Source organism: Stenotrophomonas sp. AN71, assembly GCF_050435725.1.
Classification (GTDB): domain Bacteria; phylum Pseudomonadota; class Gammaproteobacteria; order Xanthomonadales; family Xanthomonadaceae; genus Stenotrophomonas.
In genome coordinates this window covers 16,376-39,808 of sequence record NZ_JBNDKU010000005.1, presented here as the reverse complement: position 1 = coordinate 39,808, position 23,433 = coordinate 16,376, and the positions used below count along the sequence as shown (strand labels likewise).

General features: G+C 65.5%; 15 protein-coding genes and 4 tRNA genes. 5 read left to right on the top strand and 14 right to left on the bottom strand.

Going from position 1 to position 23,433, the window contains the following annotated elements; all coding sequences use genetic code 11:
- Positions 1–34: 34 nt before the first annotated feature.
- The 14 genes from rpoB to ABH900_RS09675 all read right to left on the bottom strand — a co-directional run bounded on the left by rpoB (position 35) and on the right by ABH900_RS09675 (position 12,307).
- Positions 35–4,189 (bottom strand): DNA-directed RNA polymerase subunit beta, encoded by a 4,155-nt coding sequence (gene rpoB / locus ABH900_RS09740; protein ID WP_429622688.1) that lies wholly within the window; start codon positions 4,187–4,189, stop codon positions 35–37.
- 326 nt (positions 4,190–4,515) lie between these two features.
- On the bottom strand, positions 4,516–4,884 hold the full coding sequence (gene rplL / locus ABH900_RS09735) for a 50S ribosomal protein L7/L12 (protein ID WP_429622687.1): 369 nt from the start codon (positions 4,882–4,884) through the stop codon (positions 4,516–4,518).
- Positions 4,885–4,947: 63 nt separating this feature from the next.
- Entirely contained in the window at positions 4,948–5,484 is a 537-nt protein-coding gene (gene rplJ / locus ABH900_RS09730; protein WP_429622686.1) for a 50S ribosomal protein L10, read from the bottom strand.
- Between the two features lie 386 nt (positions 5,485–5,870).
- Complete coding sequence (gene rplA / locus ABH900_RS09725; protein ID WP_429622685.1) at positions 5,871–6,569, bottom strand: 50S ribosomal protein L1; 699 nt, start codon at positions 6,567–6,569, stop codon at positions 5,871–5,873.
- A gap of 4 nt (positions 6,570–6,573) precedes the next feature.
- On the bottom strand, positions 6,574–7,002 hold the full coding sequence (gene rplK / locus ABH900_RS09720) for a 50S ribosomal protein L11 (RefSeq protein WP_004145248.1): 429 nt from the start codon (positions 7,000–7,002) through the stop codon (positions 6,574–6,576).
- Between the two features lie 256 nt (positions 7,003–7,258).
- A complete protein-coding gene (nusG, locus tag ABH900_RS09715) occupies positions 7,259–7,819 on the bottom strand; it encodes a transcription termination/antitermination protein NusG (RefSeq protein WP_004154362.1) in 561 nt (186 codons plus the stop codon).
- A gap of 10 nt (positions 7,820–7,829) precedes the next feature.
- Positions 7,830–8,243, bottom strand: a complete 414-nt coding sequence (secE, locus tag ABH900_RS09710; protein ID WP_429622684.1) for a preprotein translocase subunit SecE — start codon at positions 8,241–8,243, stop codon at positions 7,830–7,832.
- Positions 8,244–8,292: 49 nt separating this feature from the next.
- Positions 8,293–8,368: transfer RNA gene (locus ABH900_RS09705), tRNA-Trp, on the bottom strand.
- A 103-nt stretch (positions 8,369–8,471) separates the two neighbouring features.
- Positions 8,472–9,662 carry an elongation factor Tu gene (gene tuf, locus ABH900_RS09700; protein ID WP_429622683.1) on the bottom strand — a complete coding sequence of 397 codons (1,191 nt, stop codon included), beginning with the start codon at positions 9,660–9,662 and terminating at the stop codon, positions 8,472–8,474.
- Positions 9,663–9,703: 41 nt separating this feature from the next.
- A tRNA-Thr gene (locus ABH900_RS09695) sits at positions 9,704–9,779 on the bottom strand.
- 49 nt (positions 9,780–9,828) lie between these two features.
- Positions 9,829–9,902, bottom strand: a tRNA-Gly gene (locus ABH900_RS09690).
- Between the two features lie 24 nt (positions 9,903–9,926).
- Positions 9,927–10,012: transfer RNA gene (locus ABH900_RS09685), tRNA-Tyr, on the bottom strand.
- Between the two features lie 136 nt (positions 10,013–10,148).
- Positions 10,149–11,165: an isoaspartyl peptidase/L-asparaginase family protein gene (locus ABH900_RS09680; RefSeq protein WP_429622682.1), complete on the bottom strand. Its 1,017-nt coding sequence runs from the start codon at positions 11,163–11,165 to the stop codon at positions 10,149–10,151.
- Positions 11,166–11,287: 122 nt separating this feature from the next.
- Positions 11,288–12,307: a cyanophycinase gene (locus ABH900_RS09675; protein WP_429622681.1), complete on the bottom strand. Its 1,020-nt coding sequence runs from the start codon at positions 12,305–12,307 to the stop codon at positions 11,288–11,290.
- A gap of 170 nt (positions 12,308–12,477) precedes the next feature.
- Here ABH900_RS09675 and ABH900_RS09670 point away from each other — a divergent pair, with 170 nt between their 5' ends.
- From ABH900_RS09670 to ABH900_RS09650, 5 genes are all read left to right on the top strand, one after another.
- Complete coding sequence (locus ABH900_RS09670; RefSeq protein ID WP_429622680.1) at positions 12,478–15,216, top strand: TonB-dependent receptor plug domain-containing protein; 2,739 nt, start codon at positions 12,478–12,480, stop codon at positions 15,214–15,216.
- Positions 15,217–15,378: 162 nt separating this feature from the next.
- Complete coding sequence (locus ABH900_RS09665; RefSeq protein ID WP_429622679.1) at positions 15,379–18,150, top strand: response regulator; 2,772 nt, start codon at positions 15,379–15,381, stop codon at positions 18,148–18,150.
- Positions 18,147–19,367, top strand: a complete 1,221-nt coding sequence (locus ABH900_RS09660; RefSeq protein WP_429622678.1) for an EAL domain-containing response regulator — start codon at positions 18,147–18,149, stop codon at positions 19,365–19,367. The genes ABH900_RS09665 and ABH900_RS09660 overlap by 4 nt, the downstream gene beginning before the upstream one ends.
- Positions 19,368–19,493: 126 nt before the next feature.
- Positions 19,494–22,721 (top strand): ATP-binding protein, encoded by a 3,228-nt coding sequence (locus ABH900_RS09655; RefSeq protein ID WP_429622677.1) that lies wholly within the window; start codon positions 19,494–19,496, stop codon positions 22,719–22,721.
- Positions 22,718–23,359 carry a response regulator gene (locus ABH900_RS09650; protein WP_429622676.1) on the top strand — a complete coding sequence of 214 codons (642 nt, stop codon included), beginning with the start codon at positions 22,718–22,720 and terminating at the stop codon, positions 23,357–23,359. Before ABH900_RS09655 ends, ABH900_RS09650 begins: the two co-directional genes overlap by 4 nt.
- The last annotated feature ends 74 nt before the right edge of the window (positions 23,360–23,433 follow it).

Sequence of the window (23,433 nt, the reverse complement as noted above, 5' to 3'; positions counted from 1 at the left end):
GGCGCGGCGGTCGAGGCCGCCGCGCCGGCATGGATCAGTTGTCTTCCAGTTCCATGTTGATGGCCAGCGAGCGGATTTCCTTCACGAGCACGTTGAAGGATTCCGGCATGCCCGCGACCATCTCGTGCTCACCGTCGACGATGTTCTTGTACATCTGGTTGCGGCCCTGAACGTCATCGGACTTCACCGTCAGCATTTCCTGCAGGGTGTAGGCCGCGCCGTAGGCTTCCAGCGCCCAGACTTCCATTTCACCGAAGCGCTGGCCACCGAACTGCGCCTTGCCGCCCAGCGGCTGCTGGGTGACGAGCGAGTACGGACCGGTCGAACGGGCGTGCATCTTGTCGTCGACCAGGTGGTTCAGCTTCAGGTAGTGCATGTAACCGACGGTGGTGTGGCGGTCGAAGGCTTCACCGGTGCGGCCGTCATACAGCTGGGTCTGGCCACTGCTCGGCAGGTCGGCCAGTTCCAGCATGCGCTTGATTTCCGCTTCGGTGGCGCCGTCGAACACCGGGGTGGCCATCGGCACGCCGTCGAACAGGTTGCGGGCCAGGCGCAGCAGCTCTTCATCGCTGAACTGCGACAGGTCGACACGGTTGGCCACGTTGGTGTCGTCGTGGTTGTAGATGTCGTCCAGGAACTTGCGCAGGTCCGCGACCGCGGCCTGGGCTTCCAGCATTGCCTGGATCTTGCGACCCAGACCCTTGGCGGCCCAGCCCAGGTGCACTTCCAGGATCTGCCCGATGTTCATACGCGACGGCACGCCCAGCGGGTTCAGCACGATGTCCACGGTTTCGCCCGAGGCCATGTACGGCATGTCCTCGACCGGCACCACGTTGGAGACCACACCCTTGTTGCCGTGGCGGCCTGCCATCTTGTCACCCGGCTGGATACGGCGCTTCACGGCCAGGAACACCTTGACCATCTTCAGCACGCCCGGGGCGAGGTCGTCGCCGGCGGTGATCTTGCCGCGCTTGTCGGCGAAGCGACGCTCGAATTCCTTCTCGTGCGCCTGGATCTGCTTCTGCGCGCGCTCGATGGCTTCCGCAGCGTCCTCGTCCTTCATGCGCAGCACGAACCAGTCGGCCTTCTTCAGGCCATCCAGGTAGGCGTCAGAGATGACGTCGCCCTTCTTCAGGCCGGCGCCGCCGTTGACCACCTTGCCCACGATCTGCGAACGCAGGCGCATGTAGATGGCCGCTTCCAGGATGCGGAACTGGTCGTCGAAGTCCTTCTTGACGCGCTTGATTTCAGACTCTTCGATCTGGCGGGCGCGCTTGTCCTTCTCGATGCCGTCGCGGGTGAAGACCTGCACGTCGATGACCGTGCCGTCCATGCCCGGCGGAACGCGCAGCGAGCTGTCCTTAACGTCCGAAGCCTTCTCGCCGAAGATCGCGCGCAGCAGCTTCTCTTCCGGGGTCAGCTGGCTTTCGCCCTTTGGGGTGACCTTGCCGACCATGATGTCGCCGGCGCGGACTTCGGCACCGATGTACACCACGCCGCTCTCGTCCAGGCGGTTCAGCGCCTGCTCGGAAACGTTGGGGATGTCGGCGGAGATTTCCTCCGGCCCCAGCTTGGTATCACGCGCAACGCAGGTCAGCTCCTCGATGTGGATCGTGGTGTAACGATCCTCTTCCACCACGCGCTCGGAGAGCAGGATGGAGTCTTCGAAGTTGTAGCCGTTCCACGGCATGAATGCGATCAGCATGTTCTGGCCCAGGGCCAGCTCGCCGATGTCGGTGGACGGGCCGTCAGCCAGCACGTCGCCACGCGCCACCACATCGCCCACTTCCACCAGCGGACGCTGGTTGATGCAGGTGTTCTGGTTGGAGCGGGTGTACTTGATCAGGTTGTAGATATCGACGCCGGCATCGGTCGCGTCGGTGATCTCCGGCTCGTTGACCTTGACCACGATGCGGGCGGCGTCGATCTGCACGATCTCACCACCACGACGGGCATTCACGGTCACGCCCGAGTCACGCGCAACGGCGCGCTCGATGCCGGTACCAACCAGCGGCTTCTGCGCACGCAGGGTCGGCACGGCCTGACGCTGCATGTTCGCGCCCATCAGTGCACGGTTCGCGTCATCGTGCTCCAGGAACGGAACCAGCGCGGCCGCGATCGACACGGTCTGCATCGGCGAGACGTCCATGAAGTGGACTTCCGCCGGCGGCTTCAGCAGCGATTCGCCCTGGAAGCGGCACGGAACGAACTGCTCGGTCAGCACGCTGTTGGCATCGGTCAGCGCATTGGCCTGGGCGATGACGTACTCGTTTTCTTCGATGGCCGACAGGAACTCGACTTCGTCGAAGACCTTGCCGTCCACGACCTTGCGGTACGGGGTCTCGAGGAAACCGTACTGGTTGGTGCGGGCGTACACGGCCAGCGAGTTGATCAGGCCGATGTTCGGGCCTTCCGGGGTTTCGATGGTGCAGACGCGGCCGTAATGGGTCGGGTGAACGTCGCGCACTTCGAAGCCGGCGCGCTCACGCGTCAGGCCGCCCGGGCCCAGGGCCGAGACGCGGCGCTTGTGCGTCACTTCCGACAGCGGGTTGTTCTGGTCCATGAACTGCGACAGCTGCGAGGAGCCGAAGAATTCCTTGATGGCAGCAGCAACCGGCTTGGCGTTGATCAGCTCCTGCGGGGTCAGGCCTTCGGACTCGGCCATCGACAGGCGCTCCTTGACCGCGCGCTCGACGCGGACCAGGCCCACGCGGAACACGTTCTCGGCCATTTCGCCGACCGAACGCACGCGACGGTTGCCCAGGTGGTCGATGTCATCGACCACGCCGCGACCGTTGCGGATCTCGGTCAGGACCTTGATCACATCCAGGATGTCGGAGCTTTCACCGTGGGTGGCGACCAGGCGCTTGGACTCTTCGTCGTTGCGCTCACCGAAGTACTTGCGGTCGTACAGCACGGCTTCGCCGGTGGTTTCCTTGCGGCCCACGCGACGGTTGAACTTCATGCGGCCGACCGCGGACAGGTCGTAGCGCTCGAAGGTGAAGAACAGGTTGTGGAACAGGTTCTGCGCGGCGTCCTTGGTCGGCGGCTCGCCCGGACGCATCATGCGGTAGATCTCGACCAGGGCTTCCAGCTGGGTCTTGGTCGGATCGATGCGCAGGGTGTTGGACAGGTACGGGCCACGATCCAGGTCGTTCACCCACAGGGTGCCGACCGCATCAACACCGGCCTTGCGGAAGTTCTGCAGCTGCTCGTCGCTGATCTCATCGTTGGCCTGGGCCAGCAGTTCGCCGGTCGAAGCATCGACCACGTCGTGCGACAGGATGCGGCCAACGATGTAATCGTCCGGCACGGCCAGCGCAGCGATGCCCGAGGCTTCCAGCTGCTTGATGTGGCGCGCGGTGATGCGCTTGCCGGCTTCCACGATGACCTTGTCGCCATCGGCGAGGTCAAAGCCCAGGGTTTCGCCGCGCAGGCGCTCCGGCACCAGCTCCAGCTGGACGCCTTCATCCGGGTTGATGTGGAAGGTGTTGATCTCGAAGAACTCGGCCAGCATCTCTTCGTTGCTGTAGCCAAGCGCGCGCAGCAGGATCGACACCGGCAGCTTGCGGCGACGGTCGATACGGGTGAACAGCGCATCCTTCGGGTCGAACTCGAAGTCCAGCCAGGAGCCGCGGTAAGGGATGATGCGGGCGCTGTACAGCAGCTTGCCCGAGCTGTGGGTCTTGCCACGGTCGTGGTCGAAGAACACGCCCGGCGAGCGATGCAGCTGCGAGACGATGACGCGCTCGGTGCCGTTGACGATGAAGGTGCCGTTTTCGGTCATCAGCGGGATTTCACCCAGATAGACCTCCTGCTCCTTCACGTACTTGATGGCCTTGGTCGACGACTCACGGTCGTAGATCACCAGGCGCACGGTCACGCGCAGCGGGGCGCCGTAGCTCATGCCGCGCTGGCGGCACTCACGTTCGTCGAAGACCGGCTCGCCCAGCTTGTAGCCGACGTATTCCAGGGCGGCATTGCCGCTGTAGCTGGCGATCGGGAAGACCGACTTCAGCGCAGCGTGCAGGCCGTGGTCCGTGCGCTTGGCCGGATCGACGTTTTCCTGCAGGAATTCACGATAGGAATCCACCTGGATGGCGAGCAGGAACGGCACTTCGAGGATCGAGCGCTGCTTGCCGAAATCCTTGCGGATGCGCTTTTTTTCGGTGAACGAATAGGACGTCATGAGGTCTTCCACCTTGTTGTGCGGGCCGTGCGTCCACGACCCAGAAGGAAACTTGAAATTGTCAGTTGGAAGTCGCTGGTATTGCCGGCACCAGCACGCCTTCTCCCGCTACTTCCAACTGCCAACTCGTCTGCTACCGCGCCCCTGCCGCCGCGCCCTGCGCTGGCCGACCGAGGTTTGACTGCAGCCCGTGTTGGGCTTTTTCCGCTTTTTACATCCACGCATGGCGTGGATCTACCACATCGCAACAACGACCAAAGGCCGGGGGCTTACGCCCCCAGCCTTGGCTGCATCGCCGTGAATCGGTGACGATGCAAGGTAACTGCTTACTTGACTTCGACAGTCGCGCCAGCAGCTTCCAGGTCCTTCTTCATCTTCTCGGCTTCGTCCTTCGAAGCGGCGTCCTTCAGCACGCCACCGGCTTCGGCCAGGTCCTTCGCTTCCTTCAGGCCCAGGCCGGTGATGGCGCGGACGGCCTTGATGACTTCGACCTTCTTCTCGCCGGCAGTCTTCAGGGTGACGGTGAATTCGGTCTGCTCTTCAACAGCAGCAGCCGGGCCAGCGGCAGCAGCCACGGCAACCGGAGCAGCGGCGGAGACGCCGAACTTCTCTTCGATGGCCTTGACCAGCTCCATCACTTCCATCAGGGACTTCTCGGCGATGGCGTCGACGATCTGTTCGTTGGTAAGGGACATGATAAATACCTTTGGATGTTTTTCTGGGTTGAGGTTCCGTCAGGAACCACGATTAGTCGAAACTCAGGCGGTCTCGGCGGCCGGTTCAGCAGCGTCGGCGACGACGTCGCCACCATTCTGCTTGTCGCCGATTGCCTTGATGGCGCGGGCGAACATCGTGACCGGCTCGGTCAGGACGCGTGCCAGCATTGCCAGGGCCTGGTCGCGGGTCGGCAGCGATGCCAGAACCTCGACGTGGCTCGCCGGGAACACTTCACCACCGATGGCGACGACCTTGGCCTTCAGCTTGTCGTTGCCCTTGGCGGCTTCCTTGATCAGGCGACCGGCAGCGCCGGGCTCCTCAAGCGAGAACGCGTACAGCAGCGGACCAACCATCTGGTCCTGAGCGACTGCGAACTCGGTGCCTTCAACAGCACGCGAAGCCAGGGTGTTCTTGACAACCTTCAAGAAAACACCGGTTTCACGAGCCTGCTTACGCATCGCGGTCATCTGAGCGACCGTGGTGCCAGCGTATTCGGCTGCGATCAAGGAGTGGGCCTTGGCGGCGATGTCTGCCAGCTCCGCGACTACTTCTTGCTTCTGGGACAGATTGAGAGCCATTGCACTCCTCCAATTGAACTCCGCTTACGGCTCCTGCCGTGTGCGGTCCTGTGCAGCATCCGTCCTGGACGCCGGGAACATCGGGATGATGTTCCGGGGGTGGGCCGTTCTAGACCTGGAGTGGGCCAACCTGGGAAACCCAGACGTGCGTGAACCAGAAAAACTCCAGAAGGGCACCATCTACGCAGGGTGATTCCGGGGAATCGATTAAGCGCTCATGACGGTTCCGGCGGCGACTCCTTGCCAGATCGAGCTTCCGTGCCCGTCGCCGGTACTGCCACGACCGCGCCTGCGGTCTTTGACGGCTACCGCGGGCGATGGACTGTCCGCGATGCCTTCAAATGTCACGATCACGGCACCGGAGGCACCGTGACCGCTTGAAACAATTACTTCAGGGTCAGCGACGACTGGTCGACGGTGACGCCCGGGCCCATCGTCGAGCTGACCGAAACCTTCTGCAGGTAGGTGCCCTTCGAGGTGGCCGGCTTGGCCTTGATCAGGTCCAGCAGCAGCGCGGTCAGGTTCGACTTCAGCGCATCTTCGGCGAAGTCGGCCTTGCCGATGGTGCAGTGGATGATGCCGGCCTTGTCGGTGCGGTAACGGACCTGACCCGACTTGGCGTTCTTCACGGCTTCGCCCGGGTTCGGGGAAACGGTGCCGACCTTCGGGTTCGGCATCAGGCCGCGCGGGCCCAGCACGGTGCCCAGCTTACCGACGACGCGCATGGCGTCCGGGGTCGCGATGACGACGTCGTAGTTCAGGTCGCCGGCCTGCATCTTCTCGGCCAGATCGTCCATACCGACGGCTTCGGCACCAGCGGCCAGGGCTTCGTCAGCCTTGGCACCGGCCGGAGCGAACACGGCGACGCGGACCGACTTGCCGGTACCTGCCGGCAGCACGGTGGAGCCACGGACCTGCTGGTCGGACTTCTTCGCATCGACGCCCAGGCGCACGGCAACGTCGATCGACTCGACGAACTTGGCCTTGGTGGCGGTCTTCAGGATGTTGATCGCGTCCTCGAAGGCGTACGCCTTGCCCGGAACGACGGCGGCCTTGATGGCCTTCTCACGCTTGTTCTGTGCCATCTTATTAACCCTCCACCACGAGGCCCATGGAACGGGCAGAGCCAGCGATGGTACGCACGGCGGCGTCCAGGTCGGCGGCAGTCAGATCCGGCTCCTTCGCCTTGGCGATCTCTTCCAGCTGCTTACGGGTGACCTTGCCGACCTTCTCGGTGTTCGGGCGCTTGGAGCCCGACGAGATGCCAGCGGCCTTCTTCAGCAGGGTGGTAGCCGGGGTGCTCTTGGTGATGAAGGTGAACGTACGGTCCGAGTAGGCCGTGATGATCACCGGAACCGGCAGACCCGGCTCGAGCTTCTGCGTGGCAGCGTTGAACGCCTTGCAGAATTCCATGATGTTCAGGCCGCGCTGACCCAGCGCAGGACCGACCGGCGGCGAGGGGTTGGCCTGACCGGCCTTCACCTGCAGCTTGATGTAACCGACAACTTTCTTTGCCATGAGTATGCTCTCCGGGTGCTAGCGCCTTTCGACAACAGGCTCCCCATCGGACCGGGAATCACGCGTCCCGGCATCGCGTTTTGAAATCATGCCGAAGGCCACCTTGCGGTGGCCTCGTCCTGCTGGCTTCCCAGCGGGGAGCCGCGCACTATATCAGGTTTTTTCTTCACATGCCTGAAGCGGCAGGTAAACGGAAGAAACCGGGCAGCGCCCGGTTCCCCTTGTAGAGTCGAGCTTGCTCGGCTCTATCAACCGGTCAGACGGCCTTTTCGACCTGCCCGAACTCGAGCTCGACCGGCGTGGCACGGCCGAAGATCAGCACCGAGACGCGCAGACGGCTCTTCTCGTAGTTGACTTCTTCGACAACGCCATTGAAATCGTTGAACGGGCCATCGGTGACGCGGACCATCTGGCCCGGCTCGAACAGCACCTTCGGGCGCGGCTTCTCGACACCTTCCTGAACGCGGTTCAGGATGGCCTCGGCCTCGGAATCGGCGATCGGCAGCGGGCGATCAGCGGTACCGCCGATGAAGCCCATCACGCGCGGGGTTTCCTTGACCAGGTGCCAGCTTTCATTGTCGATGCGCGGAATACCGGCTTCTTCGTGGGTCTCGATCTGGACCAGCACGTAACCCGGGAAGAACTTGCGCTCGGAGCGGCGCTTCTGGCCAGCGCGCATCTCGACCACTTCTTCGGTCGGGACCAGGACGTCGCCGAAGCGCTCTTCCATGCCGTCACGGACGATGCGATCGCGCAGAGCCTGCGCCACCGACTTCTCGAAGCCCGAATAGGCGTGAACGACGTACCAACGCTTCATGCAATTCTCCTTAGCGGCTCAGGAACCACTGAGTCAGTTTCTGGATCAGGAAGTCGAAGCCACCCAGCAGCAGGCTGAGGATGAGCACCACGACAATCACGACCCACGTCATGCGGATGGCTTCCTGGCGCGTCGGCCAGACCACCTTGCGCAGTTCGAAGCGCGACTCGGAGAGGAAATCGCGGGTGTCGCGCCCCTTGCCGGTCAGCATGAACACGCCGATGCCGCCAACCAGACCGACCACAACCGCCAACGCACGCAGCTGACCCGCCCACGCACCCAGCTGGGCGGCGCGACCGGAGTCGGCAGAGAACCAGAACCAGACGAACAGACCCGCCAGCACCAGCAACGATGCAGCGACATACTTGACGATATCCCCGCCGTTGGCGGAGTTGTCCTTGGAGTGTTCGATCTTGCTATTCATCCGGCTGTGTCTGCTTTAGCGGCCCAGGCCGCTGGATAAGGTGGGCAGATGGCACGCCAGGAGGGACTCGAACCCCCAACCTGCGGTTTTGGAGACCGCTGCTCTGCCAATTGAGCTACTGGCGTACGTGTTGAAACTTGCCTTCCCTTAGACGGCGAAGGCGGACCGAGGTTCCCGGCCCGCCATTCGCGTAACCGGCAGTGCTATGCAACCGCCGGCACTGCAGGCTTACTCGATGATCTTCGAGACCACGCCGGCGCCGACGGTACGGCCGCCTTCGCGGATGGCGAAGCGCAGGCCTTCGTCCATTGCCACCGGGTTGATCAGGGTGACGACCATCTTGACGTTGTCACCCGGCATCACCATTTCGACGCCTTCCGGCAGCGAAGCTGCGCCGGTGATGTCGGTGGTGCGGAAGTAGAACTGCGGACGATAGCCGTTGAAGAACGGGGTGTGACGGCCGCCCTCATCCTTCGACAGCACGTACACTTCGCCTTCGAACTTGGTGTGCGGCTTGATCGAACCCGGCTTGGCCAGAACCTGGCCACGCTCGACGTCGTCACGCTTGGTGCCGCGCAGCAGCAGGCCAGCGTTGTCGCCTGCCTGACCCTGGTCCAGCAGCTTGCGGAACATTTCAACGCCGGTCACGGTGGTCTTCTGCACCGGACGGATACCGACGATTTCGATTTCGTCGCCGACCTTGATGATGCCGCGCTCGATACGACCGGTCACCACGGTGCCGCGGCCCGAGATCGAGAACACGTCTTCCACCGGCATCAGGAACGGCTTGTCGATCGCGCGCTCCGGCTCCGGAATCCAGGTGTCCAGCGCCTCGACCAGCTTGATGATCGCCGGCACGCCGATGTCGCTCTGATCGCCTTCCAGCGCCAGACGGGCCGAACCGGCAATGATCGGGGTGTCGTCGCCCGGGAACTCGTACTTGCTCAGCAGTTCACGGACTTCCATCTCCACCAGCTCGAGCAGCTCGGCGTCGTCAACCATGTCGGCCTTGTTCAGGAACACGACGATGTACGGCACGCCGACCTGACGCGACAGCAGGATGTGCTCGCGGGTCTGCGGCATCGGGCCGTCAGCGGCCGAGCACACCAGGATCGCGCCGTCCATCTGGGCGGCACCGGTGATCATGTTCTTGACGTAGTCAGCATGGCCCGGGCAGTCAACGTGGGCGTAGTGACGGTTCGGGGATTCGTATTCGACGTGTGCGGTCGAGATCGTGATACCACGAGCCTTCTCTTCCGGAGCAGCGTCGATCGCGGAGTAATCCTTGAACTCGCCACCGAAGCGCTCAGCGCCGATCTTGGTCAGCGCAGCGGTCAGCGTGGTCTTGCCGTGGTCGACGTGACCGATGGTGCCGACGTTGACGTGCGGCTTGGTGCGCTCGAACTTACCCTTGGCCATGGCTGCTTATCTCGAATTCGTCTGAGAGGTGATGCTTAAGATGGTGCTCACGAAAGGAATCGAACCTTCGACCTCTTCCTTACCAAGGAAGTGCTCTACCGACTGAGCTACGTGAGCCGAGTTTTGCATTATGACATGAACTCGATAAGATTCAAAGTTCATTCAATGGAGCGGGAGACGGGAATCGAACCCGCACCATCAGCTTGGAAGGCTGAGGTTCTACCATTGAACTACTCCCGCGCCGGGAATGTCACAACGTGAAACTGGTGGAGGGAGGTGGATTCGAACCACCGAAGGCGTAAGCCAGCAGATTTACAGTCTGCCCCCGTTGGCCGCTTGGGTATCCCTCCTTACCACCCCATTCCGTGCCGCCGAAGCGTTGCGGTGTGTGGTGGTGAGCCCGCAATTCTGGAGATGAAGCGGGGGTCTGTCAACGCTTTTTTTCACTTTTTTTCACATGCGTCGCAAACCCATTGATACGCAAGGTTATTGACCGGGAAGCGGCAGCGGCTCGTCAGCGAAGATCGCGACATGGGGAACACCATCGCCCCCGATCCATCCCCGATACATGCCCTGGGTGTTGAACGGCGTGGCCATTTTTCCGTCGGCAGCAAGCACGATCGCCCCCCCGTCGCCGCCCATCTTCGGGATCGTCTCGTTGATGACGCCCCGCCCGGCCTGCTCCGGGGTCTGTCCCAGGTAGCGCATGCGTGCGCAGATCTCGTGCGCGGCAGCGGTGCGGATGTAGTACTCGCCCCAACCGGTACCCGACACCGCACAGCGTGCGTCGGCCCAGGTGCCCGCGCCGATGATCGGCGAATCACCGACCCGGCCATAGCGCTTGTTGGTCATGCCGCCGGTGGAGGTGCCCGCCGCGAGATGCCCCTGCGCATCCAGCGCGACCGCTCCGACCGTTCCGAAGTGCCTGGCGGTCTCCAGGTCGGCATGTGCCTGGCCGTTGGCCTCTTCCTTCAGGGCACGCTGCAGCTGCTGCCAGCGCTTGTCGGTACGGAAGTAGGCCGGATCGACCAGCGTCATGCCCTGCTCCACCGCAAAGGCCTCGGCGCCCTGCCCGACCATCATCACGTGCCTGGACTTCTGCATCACCGTCTGCGCCAGCAGGATCGGATTGCGCACCCGCTGCACACCGGCCACCGCGCCGGCGGCCTGGGTCACCCCGTCCATCACCGCCGCGTCCAGTTCGTTGTGACCATCGTGGGTGAACACCGCGCCCTTGCCGGCGTTGAAGGTCGGATCGTCCTCGAGCACGGTGATCGCCGCGGTCACCGCCGCCAGCGCCGGCCGACCCGCGGCCAGTTCGGCATGCCCCTTCAACAGGGCGGCACGCAGTGCTTCACGCGCCGCCTTCTCTTCAGCGGGCGACAGGTCCTTGCGCTCGACACCGGCGCCGCCATGGATGACCAGCAGCGGCGTGCTGGCCGGCACGGCGTGGGCGAGCAGGGGCAGGGACAGCAGCGCGGACAGGGCCAGGCGCAATTTCATCGGGTACGTCTCCAGCAGGTTGGTGAAGGGATTGCGCGGGTAGTGCCGGCCGCTGGCCGGCAAGGGTCACGTCAGGGCAAGCGGGCTGCCGGCCAGCGGCCGGCACTACCCCCCGTGGAAGATCATTGCCGGACGACTTCCATCTCGCCGTCGCTGATATCGGCCATGGCCTGGTAGTCGACCTCGGCCTGGAAATCATCGAGCCGCATGCGGCTGCCACTGGCAACCACGGTCACCGGCACGGCATGGAAACGCAGCGGTTCGCCTTCAACCAGCCGGTCGGCGTCACGGCCGGGACTGACCACCCAGACCTTGCCTTCGCCGTCGGCACTGTAGACCTGGGCCTGGCCATCAGGCTCCACGCACAAGGCGGTGTCCTCGTCGACGCCGATACCGACGATGTCCGGGTCACCACTGTCCTGTGCAGCGCGCGCGACGAACACGATCAGGCGGCCGAGCCGGTCGCGTTTGTCGAAGTGGGTGTCGGTGACCACGCGCTGCAGGTACGGCATCTGCAGGAATCCGCTGTCGAGGGTGACTGCGCTGCCCATCGGATCTGCCAGCGCGCCGGCGGAGGTGATGCTGCCGCCATCCAGCGCGCCATAGGCATAACCGCCGAGGATGGCCAGCCCGGCGCTGGTGCCGGCAATCGGCTTGTCGGCACGCACATGGGCATTGAGCGCCCGGTTGAGCGCGGTCCCTTTCCAGAAGCGGATGTAGCGCGACTGGTCACCGCCGGCGATGAAGATGGCATCGGCCGCCGCCACCACCCGCAGCACGGCCGGGTCATCCGCGCCCCGGCGGCTGTCGAAGACCAGGGTCTGTACCGCGGTAGTGCCACCGATCTCACGGTACAGCCGATCCTGCAGCTCATCACTGCCGGATGCACGCAGGATCAGCACGCGGCCGTTGCCGGCCTGCTTCAGCCACCACTGGAAAGCCTCTGGCACCCACTCGCCACCGCCCATCAGCATCATCGCCGGAGCGCGCGGACCAGGGCGCGGGGCCTCCAGATCACCGACTTCGTAATAGGCGAAGCCCGGGCCCTGCAGGTCCTGTGCAGGCGTGGCCAACGGCCAGACCAGCACCAGCAGCGCCAGCCAGGCCAACCGGGTACGCAGGGTTCGATGGAGGCGCCGCATCTTGATCTCCCTGAACAAAATCGACTTGCAACCGTTTTCACTCTTTGCCAGATAGAAACCCAGTAGTCAAGGACATAAAAAAGGCGTTAAATGCGCGCGCCCATTCCGGAAATCTGAATGGGGGACAGGGCCCCTCCTCTGCGGGCCGGCTTCATTTCCGAGAATTCCTCATGCGTAGAAAGGCGATGGCGTGGTCGATCCAGCTGGCGTTGATGGGCGTGGCTGCTTCCGCGGCGGCCCAGGCTCCGGCTTCCTCTTCGGTGCAACAACTGGATGCGGTGCAGGTCACCGGTTCGCGCATTCCCCGCGCCCAGGTGGAAGGCCCCGCCCCGATCACGGTGATCAGCGCCGAACAGATCCGCTCCAGTGGTTTCACCAGCGTGCCCGACGTGCTGCGCGCGATGACCCAGAACGGCGGTGAGACGCAGAGCCAGCAGTCCTCCAGCGGCGCTGACTTCTCGCCCGGCGCACAGCAGGTGGACCTGCGCGGGCTCGGCCCGAACCACACGCTGGTGCTGGTCAACGGCCGCCGTATCGCCGACTTCCCGATGCCGTTCAAGGGCCGCAGCAACTTCACCGACGTCTCCAACATCCCGCTGGGCATGATCGAGCGCATCGAAGTGCTGACCGGCAGCGCCTCGGCCATCTATGGCTCGGACGCGATCGCCGGCGTGGTCAACTTCATCCTGAAGAAGAAGGCCGACGGCACCACCGTGGACATGCGCATGGGCACCACCACCGAAGGCGGTGGCGAGTCGTTCGACATGAGCATCGCCAGCGGCTTCAGCCACGGCAACTTCAACGCCGTGTACAGCGTCGAACTGCAGTCGCAGACGCCGCTGTGGGCCTATGAGCGCGACCGGCAGGATTCGACCCAGGACGGCCCCACCGAGGGTTCGCGCATCGCGCGCCGCAGCTACCTGCGCACCGACTACAACGATGACTACCTGGACCCGGGCGCCGCCACCTGTGAGGCCCTGTCCGGGCAGAACCAGGGCAGCACCTACCGCGCGTTCCGTCCGAAGTACGGCTACTACTGCGGCAGCGACGCGTCGATCGGCTACGGCACCATCCTCAGCAAGCGCCGCGGCGCCAACGGCTACGCGTCGCTGAGCTACGACTTCGACAATGGACAGCAGTGGTTCGCCGACGTGCAGCTGGGCTACCACACGATGTCGCTGATGCGCGATGTCACCAAGTGGGGCCGCATGGACGCCAGCGGTGATGAGTCGGGCTACTTCAACAACGAAGCCACCGGCGAGATCGAGTTCTGGCAGCGCCAGTTCTCGCCCGAGGAAATGGGCGGCCTGCGCAACGCCATGGTGCGCAGCACGCAGAAGACCTTCAGCGTGACCACCGGTTTCAAGGGCAACCTGACCGGCAACTGGGACTACGAAGCGGCACTGAGCCATTCGCAGTACCAGTCGCGGATCAGCTGGGCGCAGATCATCGCTTCCAAGGCCAATGACCTGTTCCTGGGGCCGCAGCTGGGCGTGGATGACGACGGGTTCCCGATCTACAACGCCGACCCGTCGCGCCTGTACCGTCCGCTGACCCGTGCCGAGTACGACTCGATCGCCGCGCGTACCACCTACACCCCGAAGTCGCGTACCGAAACCGCGGCCTTCACCCTGACCAACTCGGCGCTGTTCGGCCTGCCCGGCGGTGACGCCGGCTTCGCCGCGACCGTCGAAGTGGGCCAGCAGGCCTACTCGTTGAACCCCGATCCGCTGGCGACCCAGTACTACTACTACAGCTGGAAGGATTCGGACGGCAACGGTTCGCGCAACCGCTGGGCCACCGCTGCCGAGCTGCGCATGCCGCTGCATGACACGGTCAACCTGAGCGTGGCTGGCCGCTACGACCAGTACCGCTATTCCGGCCATACCATCGGCAAGGCGACCTGGAGCGGCGGCCTGGAATGGCGCCCGATCGACACCCTGCTGGTACGCGGCTCGTACGGAACCGCGTTCCGTGCGCCGGACCTGCATTACGTGTTCGCCGGCCCGGGCAACGATGAGACCACCGCCGAAGACCTGTACAGCTGCCGCGCCGACGGCGCCACCGACTGTGCCGACTACGAGCGCAACCTGATCCGCAGCCGCACCGGCAACCGCCAGCTCAACCCGGAGACCAGCACCTCATGGAGTGCCGGCTTCGTCTGGTCGCCAGCCATCGGCCTGGACCTGTCGGTGGACTGGTTCGACATCGACATGCGCAACCAGGTGCAGGACATGGACGTGCGCACGATCCTGGCCAACGAGGCGAACTGCCGCCTGGGCAGCGCGGACATCAATTCACCGACCTGCGTGGATGCGCTCAGCCGCATCACCCGCAGCAACGACGGCCGCCTGTACGGCGTGCGCGTGGAGCCGATCAACGTCGCCCGCGAGTCGACTTCCGGCATCGACGTCGGCCTGCGCTACCGCCTGCAGACCGGTGTCGGTGATTTCATCTTCAACGGCACCCACACCTGGGTGAAGAAGCATGATTTCCAGCGCTACCCGGGCGATCGCACCGAAGACCAGTTCGCGGTCAACAGCGGCTTCGACATCCCGCGTACCAAGACCAGCCTGAGCGTGACGTGGGAGAAGGATGCCTGGTCGGCCACGGTGTACGGCTCGCGCCTGGGCAAGCTGCCGACCTCGGACAGCTATGACCAGGTGTTCAACTGGGACAGTGGTGCCAGCCCGTACGTGAAGGCCACCTATCGCTACAACGCATCGCTGCAGTACCGCTTCGATGACCACTCGCGCCTGTCGCTGTCGGTGGTCAACGTGTTCAACAAGATGCCGCCGAAGGACCCGACCTATACGGCTTACCCGTACTACGACGTGTCCTGGTTCGACAGCGTCGGCCGCACGATCAACCTGCAGTACACCCACAAGTTCGGCGGCAGCGCGCTGTAACGCGATCCGCCACTGCCGATACAGGAGCCCCCGCTTCGGCGGGGGCTTTTTTTTCTTTCGCCTGAATGGCCCCTGCGTGCAGGGTTGGCCGGGGCGGGGCTGCCGGGGATTTTAGGAAACAGCTGATTCCGCGTCGTCCGTGTTGCTCCCTAGCATCGCCGCATGTTCCAGGTTCCCCGCCCAACGTTCCAACAGACCGTGCCACCGACCACCGCGTCGGTGCTGCTGCGCTGCCTGACCGTATGCGTGTTCATCTGCCTTTCGGCCGCCGCCGGCTTCTACCTGCTTGCGGCGTTCACCGAGGACATCTCTACCCACCGGCGCGAGATGAACGCGGCGGCCTACAAAGCGCAGATCTACTTCGACCAGCGTGAAGCCCTGCTGCGCTATCTGGGCGACTCGGTGGTGAGCGGCGATCCTGCCGCGCCCGCCGCCGACAGTGAAGGCATGCGCCAGGTGCCACTGGATGGCCCCGGTGGCCGGGCGGGCCGGAAGCTGCTGCTGTCGGCGCGCGCCGAGCAGACGCTGCAGGTGCTGCAGACCCGCCTGTTGCTGGTGGATGCCGAAGGCGTGCACGGGCTGGCTGGCGGCGAGGTCGACGTCGACCCGGCACAGCTGCCGTCGCTGCGTGCATTGCAGACACGCAGCGGCAGCCTTGACGGGCCTGATCCGGTGTACTGGCTGCGACCGGGCGACACGGGGGTTGCGCTGGCGCAGCCGGTGCAGGCTGGCCCGCAGCCGACGCAATGGCTGTTGCTGCTGCTCGACAGTGCCGCAGCGGCAAGCGTGATCAATGGCCAGGGCATCGGCGGCTACGCGTTGCTTGATCGCGCAGGACAACCTGCACTGTCCAGCCAGGCACCACGACTGGACAGTGCGGGCTGGAAAACCCTGCAGCAACACCAGGACGACAGCTTCGGCATGCTGTGGAGCGGCGGGCTGCCGCGTGGCGTGGCGCTGGTGAAAGGGGTGGGCAACGATGGCTGGCGACTGGTCTACCATCTGCCGCCACCGCTTCTGCTGGGTGACCTGGCGGTTCCGATGCTGATCTGCGGCCTGTTGCTGCTGCTGGCCGGCGTCGCCCTGCGCCTGCTGCGGCACCGTGTGGATCGCCAACTGATCCAGCCAGCACTGCAGCAGCATCGGCGCCTGCTGGAGAACCTGGATTTCAGCGCGACGGTGATCGACATGGCGCCGGCCGGCATCTGTGTCCTGCGCCGCAGCGACCGCCAGCTGCTGCTTTGCAACCAACTGCTGCGCGACTGGCTCGGCGAAGAAGGCGAACACAGCGACTGGCAGGCGCCCTGGCGCGGGCATGCCGGCGAGCGCGGCCGCGGACTGGAATTCACCACGCGCGACGGCCGCCAGCTGCAGGTGCTGCACGCCGCCTGTCGCTACCAGGGTGATGACGTGCTGCTGTGTGTCTTCCATGACATCTCGCGGCATCGACAGGCCCAGGCCGCGCTGTCATCGGCGCGTCAGGCGGCCGATGCGGCCAACCAGGCCAAGAGCGCGTTCCTGGCGACCATGAGCCACGAGATCCGCACGCCGCTGTACGGCGTGCTGGGCACGCTTGAACTGCTCGGCCACACCGTCCTGGATGCGCGGCAGTCGCAGTACCTGCGCACCATCGAGAGTTCCTCGTCGGTGCTGCTGCAGCTGATCAGCGACGTGCTGGATGTTTCCAAGATCGAATCGGGCCAGCTCAGCCTGGAACCGGCGGCGTTCTCGCCACGCGAACTGACCGAAAGCGTGCTGCGCAGCTTCGCCGCGTCGGCCACCTGCAAGGGGCTGCAGATCCTGGTCTGCACGGACCCGTGTCTGCCGACACGCGTGCTCGGTGATGCCGACCGTATCCGGCAGGTGCTCGGCAACCTGCTCAGCAACGCGATCAAGTTCACCGAGCATGGGCGGGTCGTGCTGCGCGTGCGCCAGGTGCAGCGCGAAGGCGAATCGAGCGTACTGGGCTGGCAGGTCACCGATACCGGCGTGGGTATCGCCGCCGAGGAACAGGGGCGGCTGTTCGAGCCGTTCCGCCAGATCCGCGGCGCGGCCAGTGCGCAGGGCACGGGCCTGGGCTTGTCCATCAGCGACCGCCTGGTGCGCCTGATGAGCGGCGAACTGCAGGTGGTCAGCGAGCCCGGGCTGGGTAGCAGCTTCAGCGTGCGCCTGCCGTTGCCGGTGCTGGCCAGCGCCGAGGATGGCCCTGCGCTGCAGCCGGAGCCGCCGATCCTGGTGCGCGGCCGCGACCGCGAACTGGTCGACAGTGCCTGCGGCTGGCTGCGGCGCTGGGGTGCCAATGCGCAGGCCCTGCAGGGCGATCCGACCCTGTTCGACCATGACGGCACGATCCTGATGGACGCCGAAGCCGCGACGCCGCTGGCCTGGTCGGGCCCGCGCGTGGTGGCGTCGATCGAGGGTGGTGACCCGCCCACTGCCGACACCGATGGCAGCCTGCTGGTGACCCTGCACAGCATGGCTGCGATCGGCGCTGCGCTGGCCAGCGTGCAACAGCAGCGGGCGGCACTACCAGAGGCGGCCCGCGTGGCGCCACCGATGGCACTGGGCCTGCGCGTACTGGCCGTCGAGGACAATCCGATCAACCGGGTGATCCTGGCCGAGCAGCTGCGAACCCTGGGCTGTGACGTAGAGCTGGCGCAGGACGGTGTGGAAGCATTGCAGTGCTGCCGCGAGCGCACCTTCGACCTGGTGGTCACCGACATCAACATGCCGCGCATGGATGGCCATGCGCTGGCGCGGCAGCTGCGCGACGACGGCAACCCGGTACCGGTGGTCGGCGCCACCGCCAATGCCACTGCCGAAGAGCGCGAGCGCTGCGTGGCCAGTGGCATGCAGGGCTACCTGAGCAAACCCATCGACATCGCCCGCCTGCGCAAGGCACTCGCCTCCCTGCGCCAAGGAGACCCCGCATGACCCAGCGCATCCTGATCCTGGAAGACCAGCCATTCCAGCGTGGCTTCCTCGCCAACCTGTTCGGCACCCGCGCCGGCGTGCAGGTCGACGCCTGCGGGGATGTGGAGGCGGCCATCGCGTTGTGTGCCTGCCAGTCCTACGACCTGGTGGTCAGCGACCTGCTGATGCCGGGGCAGGACGGCATCCAGTTCATCCAGGCGCTGGCCGCGCAGCCGCGTCCGCCACGCCTCGCCGTGGTCAGCGCGGCGCCGCGGCGGATGATGACTTCGGCGCGGTTGATGGCTGAATCGCTGGGGTTGGATGTGATCGGCCTGTTGCCCAAGCCGGTGGCGACCGCCGACGTGGATGCCCTGTTCGAGGCGCTGGCGCAGGCACGCCCCCTGCCCGGTGCAGCGCCGACGCGCACGACGGTGCTCCCCGAACCCGATGCATCGCAACTGCGCCAGGCCATGGCTGACGGCAGTCTCACGGCCTGGTTCCAGCCGAAGAAGTCCCTGCAGTCCGGGCGGGTCGTGGCCGCCGAGGCACTGGTGCGCTGGCGTCACCCACAGCTCGGTACGTTGGCCGCCGGCAGCTTCCTGCCCGCGATCTGCCACTACGGACTGGAAGGCGAGCTGTTGCGGATGATGCTAAAGGCCAGCATCCGCGCGCAGACGCATTGGCGCAGACAGGGGTTCCGGGTACCGGTATCGATCAACCTGCCGCCGCACCTGCTGGAGCAGTCCGACCTTCCCGACGAGCTGCTGGCGATGACGTTGGCCCTGGGCGGCACGCCGGGCGAACTCTGCTTCGAACTGATGGAAAACAGCACCACGCGGCACGTCAGTGATTTCTATGCCGGTGCCTGCCGCCTGCGCATGAAGGGCTTCGGTCTGGCCCAGGACGACTTCGGGCAGGGCTTGAGCTCGGTCCACAACCTGGTCAACACCCCCTTCACCGAGGTCAAGATCGACCGTGCGCTGGTCAGTGGCTGCGCCCGCGACCCGGCGCTGCACCTGACGTTGTCGACGGTGATTGCGCTGGCCAACCAGCTGGGCCTGACGATCGTCGCCGAAGGCGTGGAAAGCGATGCCGATCTGGCTGCACTGCGCCAGCTGGGTTGCAACCAGGTGCAGGGCTTCCTGATCTCGCAGGCGCTGCCTTCGGACGAATTCACCCGCCTGCTGGACGAGGAGGCACCACAGCGGGATGAGTTCCCGCGGACCGCCGTGCGCTGACGAGGGCTCCACCGTGGCTTCACGACTTCATCAAGTGGCATTGACGATCCTGTCTGAGCAGTGGCGCCGGGCATCCGTCCGGTGCCACCCAGGTGCCGCTGACCGCCCCCTGCTCCGAGATCCGCCATGCCGGCCGAGGCCGCTCCTGTACGTCGACTCGCTCGTCGTTCCCTGCGCGTCCACGCCCTGCTGATCGGCGTGGTGGTGCTGGCCACCCTGCAGGCCGGCCTGCTGCTGTCAGCCGGTACGCAACTGTTGAACGAAGAACGCAGCAAGATCGAGTACCACTTCCGCCGCCTGGACGGCACGTTGCGCGAGCAGGAGCGTTTCCTGCGCCAATGGCGGCTGCATGATGTCGGCACGCGTGGACAGCCGGTGCCGGATGCCAGCGTGGAGCTGCAACGCGGACCGCTGTTCGCCAACTTCGCGGTGATCGGCAACGAGGGTGCCCCCATCGCCCCACCCACCGAGCTGGGTGACCGCTTCCTGCGCTTCTACGGCACCTTCTGGTCGGCCTCGCACTACCCGCCACCGCAGTGCCTGCTGGTCGATGGCCACGGCACCCGCGGGCTGCTGGCGCCGGTGCAGATGGCCGGCACGGAGGCGAGTCAGAACAGTCCACACCATCTCCGCCCGGCGATCGCCGACATCCATCGCGTACTGAGCACCCGGCCAGCACTGCAGCGCGGTGGCATCGCCTGGGTGGGCGTACCCTGGCGCGACAGGCAGACGCGCCTGCTGGCCATCGCCCATGCGCCGCAGGATGCGCGCCTGTGGGGTGAAAGCAACGAAGGTTCGCTGGCCGCACTGGCCTGCCTGCTCGATCCAGCACGCGTGGATGACTACCGGCAGGTGCTGGGCGTGCCGGTGTTCCAGCGGCTGTCGTTGTTCGACGCCGCCGGCCAACGCCTGCTTGGCGAGGCGACCGATGCCAGTGAGGCCGGAACGTCCTGGCAGGCAGGCCTCGCCGGCCTGCAGTTCCGCATGCGCAGCGAGCGCGGCTGGCTGGCGGTCTACCACGTCAGCTGGCGGCAGGTGTTCCAGCATCCGCAGGGCCCCTTGCTGGGGGCAACGATGGTGGCCCTGCTGCTGGCGCTGGGCGGCACGCTGGTGCTGCGCGCGTACCGGCGCTCGGTCATCGAGCCGCTGCGCAGCAACCACGCGCGCCTGCTGGAAAGCGAAGCCTTCAGCCGCACCATCCTGGACAACGCGCCGATCGGGCTGTGCCTGCTGCGTCGTACCGACGGCACCGTGCTGCTGGACAACTCGCTGGCGCGCCGCTGGCTGGGCGAGGACCATCACAGCGGCGGTTGGCACGGCCCCTGGCGGCGCAGTGTGCTGGTGGCCGGTGGCACCACGCTGGGCGATGGATTGGCCTACACCACGCCCGACGGCCGCCACCTGCTGGTAACGGCAACACCCGCGCGCTACCGCGGTGAACCGGCCGTGCTGTGCCTGTTCATCGATCTCAGCAGCCAGCACGAGGCAGAACAGGTGCTGCAACAGGCACGCCGGGCCGCCGACCAGGCCAACCGTGCCAAGAGCCAGTTCCTGGCCACCATGAGCCATGAGATCCGTACCCCGCTGTACGGCGTGCTCGGTACCCTCGAACTGCTGGGGCTGACCCCGCTGGATGCGCGGCAGCAGGATTACCTGGCCACCATCCAGCGTTCGTCCTCGACCCTGATGCAGCTGATCAGCGACATCCTCGACGTCAGCAAGGCCGAAGCTGGACAGCTGAGCCTGGAGCCCAGCCCGTTCGATCCGGTGCGACTGACCGAAGATGCGCTGGACTCGTACGCCGCCGCCGCTGCCAACAAGGGCCTGCAGTTCTATGCCTGCATCGATGCCGATGTGCCGGCCACGGTGTGCGGTGATGCCGCGCGCATCCGCCAGGTGCTCAACAACCTGATCAGCAACGCACTGAAGTTCACCGACGGCGGACGCGTGGTGGTGCGGGTCTGCGCACGCTGGCAGGACGGTCACTGCTGGCTGCAGTGGCAGGTCGCCGATACCGGCATCGGTATTGCCAGCGAGCACCAGGCGCATCTGTTCGAACCGTTCTTCCAGGCCAACCCGGGCACCGATGCAATGCAGGGAACCGGCCTGGGCCTGGCTATCTGCGCGCACCTTGTGGCATTGATGGAGGGCCACCTGCGTGTGGTCAGCGAGAGCGGCCTGGGCAGCAGCTTCAGCGTCGAGCTGCCGTTGCCACCGGCGCAGCCAGACCCGCAGCAGTCGCCCGCGCCGCGACTTCCGGCGGACCTGCAGGTGCAGGTCCGGGGCAGCGTGCGCGAACTGGTGCAATCGCTTTGCGAGCGTCTGCAACACCGCGGTGCACACGCCAGCGTGTACCGGGAAGACACGGCTGCAGGCCCGGCACCGGCGGCGGTGCTGCTTGAGCTGGTGCTGGAAGGCCCGCCGCCTGGGTGGAACGGAGGGCCGCGTGTGATCGCCTGCCCCGAGGGCGGCGCAAGGCCGCAGCAGGTCGGGGACACCTGGCAGGTGGGCCCGCACCGGCTCGATGCCATTGTGGCGGCGCTGGCGGCGGCCAGCGGCCAGCCAGCGGCCGCCGATGCCGGCGGACGTCTGCCGGCCCCTCGCCGTTTCGACCTGCAGGTGCTGGTGGCCGAGGACAACCCGATCAACCAGGCGATCCTGCGCGACCAGTTGGAACTGCTCGGTTGTCGTGCCGTGGTTGCCAGCGATGGCAACGAAGCGCTGGGCTACTGGCGGCAGGGCGCGTTTTCGCTGGTGCTGACCGATCTGAACATGCCGGGGCTGGATGGCTACGGCCTGGCCCGTGCATTGCGCGCGCGTGGCGTCGGTGTGCCGATCCACGGTGCGACCGCCAATGCCGACCCGGCCGAGCGCCAGCGCTGCCAGGAATCGGGCATGCAGGGCGTGCTGGTCAAGCCGATCACCCTGGAGGCACTGCAACGCCTGCTGACGCGGATCACCCTTGGGGATGCCCCGATGCCTTCGCTGCCGGAGGGACCTGCATCCGTCGCAACGCACGAAGACGACTCCCCACTGCAGGTACCGGCGAAGATGCAGGCGCTGTTCGTACAGACCATGCAGTCCGACCTGGCCAGCCTGCGCCAGGCGATTGCCGGGGCCGATCCCGCACGTGTGGCGCAGGTGCTGCACCGCATCCGCGGTGCGCTGGTCATCGTCGGTGCACCGTCGCTGGTGGACAGCGGCCTGCAGATCGAACATCGCCTCGCCGGCGGCGATGATGTCGCCACCCAGGCCGAGCCCCTGGCCAGTTTCCAGCGGCGGTTGCTCCACTTGCTGGATCCGCTGCCCGACGCAGGCTCCCCTTCCCTCTCTGACGACTCGACCCTGCCATGACCACACGGATCCTCATCGCCGACGACCACCCGATCGTGCTCGCGGGCATCCGCGATGTACTGGCCGGCGAACTGGACCTGGAAGTCGTCGGCGAAGCAGCCGACCCGGCCACGTTGATCGCGCTGATGACGCAGGCCCGACCACAGGCGGTGATCACCGACTACAGCATGCCCGGTGGGGACCGCTTCGGTGATGGCATCAAGCTGATCTCGTTCCTGCGCCGCAGCTTCCCCGAGACACGCCTGCTGGTGTTGACGATGGTCTCCAACCCGTCGCTGGTTGCCGCGATGTATGCCGCCGGTGCTGGCGGGGTGGTGCTCAAAAGCCACGGACTGGGCAGTCTGGTGCAGGCGCTGCGCGTGGTGCTGGCCGACCGTGTCTACCGCCCCCCGGGGCTGCTGCCGGTGGCCGCGCTGGAACCGGCCGATACCGATGCGGTACGCGCACGCCTGTCGCCGCGCGAGCTGGAAGTCATCCGCCTGTTCACCGGCGGCATGAGCGTGGGTGACATCGCACGACAGCTGCAACGCAGCGCCAAGACGGTCAGCACGCAGAAGATCAGCGCGATGCGCAAGCTCGGCGTGGACAGCGACCAAGCACTGATCGAGTACTGCCTGCAGGCCTCGCTGTTCGCCTGAGCCCCACTGCCGGCTGAATCTTTCTGGCCCCGTGACGGGCCCGCCAGGGCTTTAGGAAACGCCTGATTCCATCG

Coding starts and splice junctions, on each gene's coding strand:
- rplK (WP_004145248.1), bottom strand. CDS start 7,002: ATGGCAAAGAAAGTTGTCGGTTACATCAAGCTGCAGGTGAAGGCCGGT.
- rpoB (WP_429622688.1), bottom strand. CDS start 4,189: ATGACGTCCTATTCGTTCACCGAAAAAAAGCGCATCCGCAAGGATTTC.
- ABH900_RS09660 (WP_429622678.1), top strand. CDS start 18,147: ATGACCCAGCGCATCCTGATCCTGGAAGACCAGCCATTCCAGCGTGGC.
- ABH900_RS09680 (WP_429622682.1), bottom strand. CDS start 11,165: ATGAAATTGCGCCTGGCCCTGTCCGCGCTGCTGTCCCTGCCCCTGCTC.
- ABH900_RS09655 (WP_429622677.1), top strand. CDS start 19,494: ATGCCGGCCGAGGCCGCTCCTGTACGTCGACTCGCTCGTCGTTCCCTG.
- ABH900_RS09650 (WP_429622676.1), top strand. CDS start 22,718: ATGACCACACGGATCCTCATCGCCGACGACCACCCGATCGTGCTCGCG.
- tuf (WP_429622683.1), bottom strand. CDS start 9,662: ATGGCCAAGGGTAAGTTCGAGCGCACCAAGCCGCACGTCAACGTCGGC.
- ABH900_RS09670 (WP_429622680.1), top strand. CDS start 12,478: ATGCGTAGAAAGGCGATGGCGTGGTCGATCCAGCTGGCGTTGATGGGC.
- rplL (WP_429622687.1), bottom strand. CDS start 4,884: ATGTCCCTTACCAACGAACAGATCGTCGACGCCATCGCCGAGAAGTCC.
- secE (WP_429622684.1), bottom strand. CDS start 8,243: ATGAATAGCAAGATCGAACACTCCAAGGACAACTCCGCCAACGGCGGG.
- rplJ (WP_429622686.1), bottom strand. CDS start 5,484: ATGGCTCTCAATCTGTCCCAGAAGCAAGAAGTAGTCGCGGAGCTGGCA.
- rplA (WP_429622685.1), bottom strand. CDS start 6,569: ATGGCACAGAACAAGCGTGAGAAGGCCATCAAGGCCGCCGTCGTTCCG.
- ABH900_RS09665 (WP_429622679.1), top strand. CDS start 15,379: ATGTTCCAGGTTCCCCGCCCAACGTTCCAACAGACCGTGCCACCGACC.
- nusG (WP_004154362.1), bottom strand. CDS start 7,819: ATGAAGCGTTGGTACGTCGTTCACGCCTATTCGGGCTTCGAGAAGTCG.
- ABH900_RS09675 (WP_429622681.1), bottom strand. CDS start 12,307: ATGCGGCGCCTCCATCGAACCCTGCGTACCCGGTTGGCCTGGCTGGCG.